Source organism: Arthrobacter sp. SPT-J7, assembly GCF_059089965.1.
In genome coordinates this window covers 1-600 of record NZ_JBNHFF010000533.1, presented here as the reverse complement: position 1 = coordinate 600, position 600 = coordinate 1, and the positions used below count along the sequence as shown (strand labels likewise).

Annotated in this window: 2 protein-coding genes; one reads left to right on the top strand and one right to left on the bottom strand. The window is 63.2% G+C overall.

Translation table 11 applies throughout. From position 1 onward, the window contains the following. Positions 1–273 (bottom strand): winged helix-turn-helix transcriptional regulator (locus tag AC5RWX_RS34100; RefSeq protein WP_494100546.1); only part of this gene is annotated, 273 nt, incomplete at its 3' end. A gap of 99 nt (positions 274–372) precedes the next feature. Between AC5RWX_RS34100 and AC5RWX_RS34095 the strand changes: the two genes are divergently transcribed. Beyond that, positions 373–600 (top strand): SDR family oxidoreductase (locus tag AC5RWX_RS34095; RefSeq protein ID WP_494100545.1); only part of this gene is annotated, 228 nt, incomplete at its 3' end.

Genomic DNA, 600 nt, shown 5'->3' with positions numbered 1-600 from the left:
AATAACGGGCTGGGCCGTCCTTAAGACCAGGCCGTCACGCTCCAGGGTCTTGAGGGTTTGGGCCAGCATTTTCTCGCTGATGCCCTCGGCCCGCCGTCGCAAATCGCTCCAGCGCTGCTCGCCCTCGGACAGGGCCAGCAGGATCAGGACGCCCCACTTGCTCGTGATGTGGTCAAGGACCGTTCGACTGGGGCAGCCGGCGGGGAAGATGCCGTCACCAAGGGCAGCCGGAAGGGGTGCTGCGTGGGCGGTAAGCTTCGGGGCACTAACCATCATGTGGGTACCTTACCTGAAAGTGCGTACTCTCTTTCGGGAAGTAGTCGGGAAAGCGGCCGGTTGTGCTCCCTGACAGACCCGAATGGAAGGAAAATCATGACCATCGTTATCACCGGAGCAACCGGCCACTTGGGCCGCCACGTCGTCGAGGCCCTGCTGGAGCAGAATATTCCCGCCGGGGAGATCGTGGCCGCAGGCCGTTCCGTAGAAAAGATCGCAGACCTTGCCGGGCGCGGCGTCCAGGTCAGGAGAATGGACTACTCCGATGCAGCGTCCGTTGCGGAGGCCTTGAAGGGCGCCCGCAAGGTGCTCCTCATCTCGGGC